Genomic DNA, 9,118 nt, shown 5'->3' on the forward strand with positions numbered 1-9,118 from the left:
TGGCCGTGTTGCAGCCCACCGCCAACAATTCGGTGACCGGCACGGTGACCTTTACGCAAATGGAAGGCCACGTGCATGTTGTCGCCGATCTCTTCGGATTGACGCCCGGCATCCATGGTTTTCATGTTCATGAAAAGGGCGATTGTAGCGCGCCGGATGCAAGCTCTGCAGGCGGGCACTACAATCCCTCCACGATGCAACATTCAGCCCCGGACTCAGCCAACCGCCACATGGGCGATCTTGGCAACATTGTGGCAGACAGCACGGGGAATGCGCATCTCGATTGGATGGATATGCATCTTGCGTTGAATGGGGAAAATTCCATCGTCGGCAAAGCCGTGATCGTACACGCGGATCCTGATGATTTCACAACACAGCCCACGGGCAACGCCGGCGCGCGCGTGGCGTGCGGCGTAATCGAAGCCAAAAACGAATAGCGCCAAACCCAGCCCGCAATCCCAAAAAAGAAGGCACGCAAAAACGGGGAGTTGCAAAGGCCTCGCAGAGATTTTTTTCGCGACGTCTTTGTAGCTTCCCGTCTTTCATGATAATCTTGTGCTGATGACTTTTTTTCTGCTATCCTTAAAAAATCCTTGCCACAATTAACTCTGCCGATGCCAACCTTCATTCGATTCGTACCCAAACCCGCCTCGCCATCTCTGTTCGTGGTTCTCATCTTGATCGGAATCTCACTCAATTTGCGGTCCCTGTCTGCCCAACAATTGGAACCGGCCATACAATTCGCGCCGGTGGAGCAGAACGGCCAGCTTTTGGAGTTCCCGTTTTACGGCGGTTTGGATTATTTCATCCCGCAATTTCTCGATATTGACGGCGACAATGATCTCGATCTTTTCGTCTTTTCGCCATTCCGCAAACGCATGACATTCTTAGAGAACATTGGCGACGCAAACATACCGCGGTTTCGATTTGTGACGAGTCGCTACGCCGGTTGGGAGATTCGCAGTTGGTTTTATTTTGTTGATATCGATGCCGATGGCGATTACGATTTTTATCAGGATAACAATCTCGGCGGTCTGGCTTTTTATCGCAATGCCGGCACGGCGCAAACCGCGAGCTTTGTTTTTGAAACGAACAGCGTAACCGACGTCGCGGGCGAGGCGGTGAGAATCGATTACACCAGCTTTCCGGCATTCGCGGATATTGACGCAGACGGCGATTATGATTTTTTCAGCGGCAATGTTTTGGGCTATATTGAATTTTATCAAAATGTCGGCGACCCCGATACGCCGGCATTTCTTTTTGAAACGAGTGCATGGCAAAATCTGAGAATCATTTCCGGCGGCCTCATTACGCCGGGACCGGCCGCAACCGCCGCGCACGGCGCCAACGGCATTGTGTTTGCCGATTTTGAAAACGACGGTGACGCCGATTTGTTTTATGGCGATTTTTTTCATTCCGGTGTTTATTTTCTGCGTAACGACGGGACACCTCATAATGCCACGATCGTGATTGCCGACAGCTTGTTTCCGGCCACACGGCCGGTGCATACGCTGGGCTACAACATTCCGCGCTTCGCCGATATCGACGGCAACGGTGGTGTCGATTTCTTTGTGGCCTGCCAAAATCAAAACACGAACAATTTCATTTTTTATCAAAACGTCGGCACGCCGGCTTTCCCGCAGTTGAAAATCGCCACGAATAATTTCTTGACGATGATCGACGTTGGCAGTTATAGCGCGCCGGCGTTTGCCGATATCGATAGCGACGGCGATCAAGATATGTTCATTGGGGATTTTGACGGCCGGCTCACGTTTTTTGAAAACACCGGCACAACAGAAGCGCCAGCATTTCGTTGGAGCACGGATAATTTTCAAAACACCGAACAAGCGTTTTGGCTGACGCCGGCATTCGGCGATCTTGATGCGGATGGGGATCTTGATTTTTTGACCGGCACAACGTTTGGCGGGGGTGTGGTTTATTTTAGCAATATCGGTACGCCGCAATTACCCAGTTTCGTTCGGAATAATTTGGAGATTGAAAATGCCACCGGCCGCAGTTATACCGTTCCCCATCTGGCGGATTATGACAACGACGGCGATTATGATTTATTTTTAGGCGAGCAGATCGAGGGCGGAGTCACGATTCTGGAAAACACCGGTACGCGCCAGCAATCCCGATTCCAATTCCGCCAGAGAATCAAACCGGAATTGCCGGTGCAGTACAGCGCGCCCGCTTTGTACGATTGGAATCGCGATGGCCTTCTCGATTTGTTTATCGGATTGTATGAAGGGCATATCCTTTATTATCAGGGAAGCGCGACGCCGGATTCGTTCATTTTCGTGGAACCGGAGTTTGCGGGCATCAATGTCGGCGTGCATGCCAAGCCCGCGTTCGCGGATTTGAACGGCGACGGCGCGATGGATGTGATTGTCGGCGAGAGTGCGGGCGGCCTCAGCATTTATAAAGGCATTCCGGGTAGCGCGGTTGCACAAAGTCGCATGACGCCTGCTTCATTCGAGTTGCAAGCTTATCCCAATCCCTTTCACACCCGGGTTCGAATTGCATTGCGCACACCGTTGGAGCTTACCGATGCCCCAACCGTGACAATTTTCAATCTGCTCGGGGCGCGGGTGGCAGAGGAGGTGATGCGTCGATCCGGCGGCGGGGTTTGGACGTTTACCTGGCAGCCGGCAAGTGCTTCGCTGGCGCCAGGAGTTTATTTTATCAAAACAAACCTGCAAGGATTTCAGCAAATCCGTAAAATTTTGCACGTTAAGTAACTTTCTAATCATGACATACGAATGTGACAAGGCGGAAAAAAATGTTGCCTTTTCAAAATAAATTATCCATATTAGCGCGTCAAAAAACTCTTGGAGGAGAGGAAACATGACGTCGCTTAGTTCATTTAACTTGGAAATAATGAAATTCTAAGGCGCATCAGCATGGGCTGATGACGCCTTTTTTATTGCCCGAACCGTGAGGAGCACAAAGTTAATTTATTGCTAAAACTCTTCTAACCTTGCGTTAATAACACCTCTTTATCTTCTCTCGATGCTACAAAACCAGCATTCTCGAACAGTCGCACAAATTCTATCAACTCCTTAACCAAACTTACGGAGGGTTTCCGATGCATTGCAACAGAGGTAAAGTCTCCATGCTGAAGCTCGGCCTGTCTGCCGTTGCCATGCTGCTCGTGTTCGGCTTTGCCGGATCAGCGCATGCGCAAGGCGTGACAACCGCCGCGTTGAACGGCGTGGTGGTTGACCAGAACGGTCAGGCGCTCGTTGGCGTCAATGTTGTGGCCGTTCATAATCCCAGCGGCACAATTTTCGGCGCTGCCTCGCGTAACGATGGCCGCTTTAACATCCCTGGCGTGCGTGTCGGCGGGCCTTACACGGTTACCGCCAGCTTGATTGGCTACAAACGAGAAAGTGCTGAGAACATTTTCCTCGGCCTCGGCGAAGATCGCCGCTTGACCTTCAGATTGGTGGAAGAAGCTTTGCAAGCTGCGGAAGTCACGGTTGTGGCAGAGCGTGACGCAGTGTTTAGCGCTTCGCGCACCGGCGCCGCGACCTCCGTGAGCACCACCGCCATTCAAGCGCTGCCCACCATCACCAGAAACATCTCTGATTTTACCCGTTTGACGCCCCAAGCCGGCAGCGGCAATTCGTTTGTCGGCATGGATAACCGCCTCAACAACATCACGGTTGATGGCTCCTATTTCAACAATTCGTTTGGCTTGGCCGGCAGCCCGGGCGAACGGACGAACGTTGCGCCGATTTCTTTGGATGCCATCGAGCAAATCCAGGTGAATATTGCGCCGTATGATGTGCGCCAGGGCAACTTCGTCGGCGCGGGCGTGAATACGGTGACCAAAAGCGGCACCAACGAGTTTGTCGGCTCGGTCTACTATCTTTTTCGCAATGAGGGCCTTTATGGCGAAGATGCCGGCGATCAAAAGTACCTGCCGGGCACGTTCGACTACAAACAACTTGGCCTGCGCTTGGGCGGCCCCATCATCAAAAACAAATTGTTTTTCTTTGCCAGCTTTGAAGATGACAAACTTACCCGCCCGGGTACGGATTTCACGGCCAACCTTGGCGGCGAGACCGTGGGCGGAAATAAAACCCGCGTGCTGGCCTCCGACCTGAATGCGCTGAGCAGCTATTTGCGCTCGAACTTTGGCTATGAAACTGGCGGTTATCAAGGCTACGATTTCGAAACGCCGGCCTTGCGCTTCATCGGAAAACTGGATTTCAACCTCAACCCGCGCAACAAATTCAGCGTGCGTTACAACCACCTGAACTCCGATACCGATGTGTTGATGTCAAACTCGTCGTCCTTGGGTTTTGGCAACCGCAGAACCAATACCAACTCTATGAATTTCCAGAATTCGAATTACAAGATTCTGGAAAACATCCGTTCCATCGTCGGTGAATGGAATTCGATCATCGGCGAAAACATGGCCAACAATCTCTTGGTTGGTTACAATTACAGCGATGAAAGCCGCGGCTATGTCGGCGATTTCTTCCCGATGGTAGATATTCTGAAAGACGGCTCGTCTTATACTTCGTTCGGTTTTGAACCCTTCACGCCGAACAACGAACTGCGGTACAAGAGCTTTCAGTTGCAGAATAATTTCACCATGTACAAGGGCGATCACAACCTCACGTTCGGGTTGAGCGCGGAACGCTACGAATCCGAAAACGTGTTTTTCCCGGGTTCGCAAAGCGTCTATGTCTACAACTCCCTGGAAGATTTCTACACCGATGCCAACGATTACCTGGCGAATCCGAACAGGACGACTTCTCCCGTGACGCTGCGGCGTTTTCAGGTGCGGTGGTCCAACATCCCCGGCCAAGAGAAGCCGGTACAACCGCTGAAGGTATTCTATGCCGGTTTGTATGCCCAGGATGAATGGCAGGTCAATGACAAGCTCAGAATGACGCTGGGTTTGCGCATTGATGCGCCGAAGTTCAGCAAAACTGGCTTTACCAATACGCAAGTTGACGGCCTTAACTTCCGTGATGAAACCGGCGCCACCGTCAAGTATGCCACAGACAAACTTCCGGATACCAATATTCTCTGGTCGCCGCGCGTTGGTTTCAATTTGGATGTGACGGGCGACCGCAACACGCAAGTGCGCGGCGGAACCGGCATCTTCACCGGCCGTCCGGCATACGTATGGATTTCGAATCAGATTGGTGAAAACGGCGTGCTCACCGGTTTTGCGCAATTGGATAACACCACTGCCAGGCCGTTCCATCCCGATCCCAATCATTACAAGCCCAGCAACGTGACTGGTAATCCGGCCGCCAGCTACGGTTTGGCTTTTACCGATCCGAATTTCAAATTTCCGCAATTGTGGCGTAGCAACCTTGCTGTTGATCAAAAACTGCCGTGGTGGGGCTTGATTGGTACGGCTGAGTTCATTTACGGCAAAGACGTGAACGGCATTTATTACATCAATGCCAACCTGGCGCCTGCCAACACCAACTTTGCCGGTGTGGATAACCGTCCTCGCTGGACTACCGGCAACAGAATTAACAGCAACATCACCAGCGCCATTGTTCTGAAAAATCAGAACGAAGGTTACTCCTATAGCTTGGCTGCGTCTTTGGAAAAACCGTTCGAAAACGGTTTGTATGCCAAAGCAGCGTATAGCTACGGCATTTCGAAGAATACGGTTGATCCGGGTTCCATTGCCTTTGGTTCGTGGAATAATAATCAACACTCCGGCGATCCGAACAACCCGGGCGTAGCATTTTCTGTCAACTCGCCCGGACACCGGGTTTTGGCGGCGGTATCCTATCGCAAGGAATACTTCAGTTTTGGCGCCACAACCGTGTCCTTGTTCTGGGAAGGTTCGCGCAATTTTCCCGCGGATCCTTTCGTAACCTTTTCTCGCGCGGCCAGCTATGCGTATAGTGGCGACCTCAACGGCGACGGCGGCACCAGCAATGACTTGATTTATATTCCGAATGACAGGTCTGAGATGAACTTTGAAGAGTTCACCTCCTCGGGAAGAACCTTCACGGTCGCCGAGCAACAAGATGCGTGGGAAGCCTTCATTCAGCAAGATCCGTATCTGAGCAAGAACCGCGGCAAGTACGCCGAGCGCGGCGCGATTTCTCTTCCCATGGTTTACCGCGCAGATTTCAGCATCGCGCAGGATTTGTTCACGAATGTCGGCGCCACACGCAATGGCCTGCAGCTCCGCGTCGATTTCCTGAATGTCGGCAATCTCATCAACAAAAACTGGGGCGTGGCGCAGCGTCTGGTCACCACCCAGCCGTTGATCGCGCGCGGCGCTGATGCTCAAGGCCGGGCGCTTTACCGCCTGCGCAACATCGGCACCAACCTGATTTCCAAAACCTACGAGCCGACTGCGACCGAATTCGATGTTTTCCGAATTCAGTTCAGCTTGCGCTACAGCTTCAACTGAGAATCACTCCAACTGCTTCCAAAGCCGCTCCGGTTAACGGGGCGGCTTTTTTTATTGTCATTCATTTTCAAAAAATACCAGGCTTTGGAATCAGGTGTCTTGCATAACGGAAACCCCGCGTTAATTTTTTGCCTCGCATGGATTTTTTCCTTCCCGCATCACTCCGGCCGACGAAGTTGTTAGCGGCGACAATGGTCTCAAATCCCCTCAAAATTTTTCTGCACAAGGGCGCATTATCTCCTACACTAGATTTCTGGCAAGCATGAATCTTCAGCGGGTAACGCAAGGATTATTGTCTCTTTTCAGATACGTTGTTTGTCAGAGCTGACGCGCGAACAGACCTTCGCAAAACGGCGCCTCATCGGGACCGTGTTACCGTTCTGTCTCAGAAACGGCAACCTGAAAAGCGCTATTTTGAGATCATGTTCCTGCAACAGTTTAGCCGTTGCATCAAATTCTCAAGGGTGGAGCGCCCCAGGATTCATTGCGTTAAGCGCGGTTCGTTCGTTATCCGCGCTGGACATTTCGAGATTCACGTTTTGCGCACAGGCAGCAGTATGATCTCAAAGAACTTTTCTTGGCTGATTCCCATGACTTACCCTCCCCAAAGCACAGTCACCCCAGCTAGCATGTTTAAACATGTCATGATGAAAATGCCTTGTTGCGAGGCAATCCGAACAAACCTTATGCAAAGTTGTTTTAATCAGGTCGAGTACTCTAACTTGTCAAATCTGGATAAGCGTAATCTTCGAGGCAACCGTAACTCAATCTTACGGAAGGGTGGGGCCGTCCGTCTCGCCGCCGCATTTTTGCTGCTCCTAACCGTCAACATGCACGCGCAAACGAGCGCCCCAGATTCAAGCACTGTTTTGAATCACATAATTGGCGACTCCCTGCAAAACCGTGCCGGCGAATCAGCGCCTGCAACTCCTGAGAGTCAAACTTTGCTACTCGACGCTAACCCGGCGCCGGATACGGCAGGCCTGTCCGGCTTAGCAGATCGTTCCGGCAATCGGAGCAGAACGGAAAAAAAGCTAGTGGATCACAAACATCTTGAGATTGAATATTCTACCGGTTTGGCGGCGAGGCAACGGCAGCATTGGACCTATGCCGCTCTCGTGTTTGAAAGAATTCTTGACAATGATCCCAATTTCAGGGACACGCGCGCGCAATTGACGGAGGTCGAAGCTTACCTGAAACAGATGAGCACAGACAGTGTTCTGGCGGGTTGTTATGGTGATGCGTTGTATGCGATGGATCGCGTCGACCTGGGCATGGCCCGGCGCGCATTACAGAAAATTCATAGCCTCAACCCCAACTATCGTGACGTTGCCGAATATTTGGCGGAAATTGAAATGATGCTGGGCTGGAATCGCGGTGTGGCGCCCTCTCAATTCGTTTCGAACATGACCATCTCGCTGCGCGATTCCTTGAATCGCGATGTCTTGCACGCGCTGCGCCACGAAGATTGGATGCGCGCCACCATTAGTTTTGAAAAATTGAAAATCATTCACCCGAGTTATCGCGATGTCGAGGATCTGCTGCAGGAACGCTGGGAAAACATGGGCGGCGACACGCAGCAAAAAACCGCCGTCGAACCCGGTCGCCTGGATGACGTCTGGCCTTATCTCGGCGGGGCGTTTGCTGCTGTTGTGGTGTTGTTCATGTTCAGTATTGTCGGCTCGGCGCCGACGCTGCGCGCCCGCTATTTTCTCTGGCGCGGAAATTTTCAACGCGCCGCGATAATTTATGAAAAAATCCTGGAGCGCGACCCGGCCCGGGTGAAATATTTTATGCCGTTGGCGGAAATCTATCTCGGCCTGGGCAAGGAAGACGAGCGCGCAGTCAAGCTCTACAAAACTGTATTGCAATTGAATCTCGTCACCCACCAGCGCGATGCCATGAAAACAATCGTGGCCCAGGCTTATGTGGCGCAAGGGAGCACGGACGGCGAGGGCATCGAATTTTTGGAACATGCCCTCGAGACGGAAATGCGCAAACAAAGCCTCATGCTTGCGTCCGGCAAGGAAGCCTGAACCGAATGAAGTTGAGAAAAATTAGCCCTCCACAAAACAATTGAAATTCTCAAAAACGCCCACTCCGCATGCGGAATAATTCTTTCAAAAGCGAATTCAAAATGTCGTTGACACTTTAAACCGCGAATGAACGTGAGAACGTTTTAGTCGCGTTCATTTGCGGTTGGCAGCCTCCGTGGTTGCCGCTTGTCAGCATTGTCTCAGAATGAATGAATTCCCCAACAGCCTCGGACCGCAAAATTTTTCTTGATAATCTGTAAGAATTTTCTATCTTAGCGGTCACTGTTTTGTTCCTGATTTCATTTTTGACGAAATCGACCTCATCGCCGGGGTGGTGAAACTGGTAGACGCGCTGGACTCAAAATCCAGTGGGAGCGATCCTGTGCGGGTTCGAGTCCCGCCCCCGGCACCACTAACTTTGAATTCTGGTCAAGCCAGACATCGTGATGAATCAAGCTGCTGGGTTGCGTTTCTGGCCCGGCGCACTGCAGGCGAGCAACTGAGTGGCTCGCTTTTTTTATTTCAGCCAACCTGAGGAGGGCTTGTCGATGAAGCATCTGATTACCTTTTTGCTTGCGCTTACCGTGCTGTCCTGTTCGAAGGATTCTGCGCCAATCAACCGCGCGAGCGTGGCCGGTTTGGCGGCCGATGACATTCAATACCACGTCAATTATCT

The 9,118-nt window shown here is 51.7% G+C and carries 4 protein-coding genes and 1 tRNA gene; all 5 read left to right on the forward strand.

Features of this window, described 5'->3' with window-relative positions:
* The coding region (locus tag FBQ85_21305; protein MDL1877676.1) for a superoxide dismutase family protein at positions 1–437 on the forward strand (437 nt) is incomplete at its 5' end.
* Between the two features lie 177 nt (positions 438–614).
* A complete protein-coding gene (locus FBQ85_21310) occupies positions 615–2,741 on the forward strand; it encodes a T9SS type A sorting domain-containing protein (protein MDL1877677.1) in 2,127 nt (708 codons plus the stop codon).
* 347 nt (positions 2,742–3,088) lie between these two features.
* Positions 3,089–6,406: a TonB-dependent receptor gene (locus FBQ85_21315; GenBank protein ID MDL1877678.1), complete on the forward strand. Its 3,318-nt coding sequence runs from the start codon at positions 3,089–3,091 to the stop codon at positions 6,404–6,406.
* A 944-nt stretch (positions 6,407–7,350) separates the two neighbouring features.
* Positions 7,351–8,442, forward strand: coding sequence for a hypothetical protein (locus FBQ85_21320; protein ID MDL1877679.1), 1,092 nt, complete (start codon positions 7,351–7,353; stop codon positions 8,440–8,442).
* A gap of 325 nt (positions 8,443–8,767) precedes the next feature.
* Positions 8,768–8,854 (forward strand) — tRNA-Leu (locus FBQ85_21325).
* Positions 8,855–9,118 lie beyond the last annotated feature (264 nt).

It is taken from the genome of Cytophagia bacterium CHB2, assembly GCA_030263535.1.
GTDB lineage: Bacteria > Zhuqueibacterota > Zhuqueibacteria > Zhuqueibacterales > Zhuqueibacteraceae > Coneutiohabitans.